This is a genomic window from Cellulomonas sp. P4_A2 (genome assembly GCF_056402515.1).
The window spans coordinates 1-458 of the sequence record NZ_JBFUHG010000103.1; the positions used below are offsets into that span (position 1 = coordinate 1).

The following is a 458-nucleotide window of genomic DNA, read 5'->3' on the forward strand; positions in this document are numbered from 1 at the left end:
CGACCAGTCCAACTCGCCGCGGGCCCCGAGCTCGTCGAGGACCAGGCGGTGGAGCTTGGCCCACACCCTGGCCTTCGTCCACTCGGCGAAACGCCGATGAGCCGTCGCCCCCGACGGCCCGAACGAAGCAGTGGGCAACTGCTGCCACGTGCAGCCCGACGTGGCCACGAACACGATCGCGGCCAGCACCTCACGATCACCATGCCGACGCCGTCCACCACCCTGAGGCCGCGACGGCGCCTCCGGCACCACGCGCTGAAACAACACCCACAACTCGTCTGGCACCAGCCGCTCAACGATCCCCACCATGACCGACAGCCTACCGACCCCACCAAATGAGATGACTTCTTAGAGGGGCAGTCGTCAACGCGACCGGCCGACGACGGCTTTGAGGTGGCTGGGCACCAAGAGGTCCTGACGTGCCGGATCGGGGTTGCCGGCTGGGGCATGTCCACGCC

The 458-nt window shown here is 67.9% G+C and carries 1 protein-coding gene; it reads right to left on the minus strand.

Annotated elements, in window-relative coordinates; translation table 11 throughout:
• Positions 1–309 (minus strand): transposase (locus AC1DUE_RS20295; RefSeq protein ID WP_477041208.1); only part of this gene is annotated, 309 nt, incomplete at its 3' end.
• Positions 310–458: the final 149 nt, after the last annotated feature.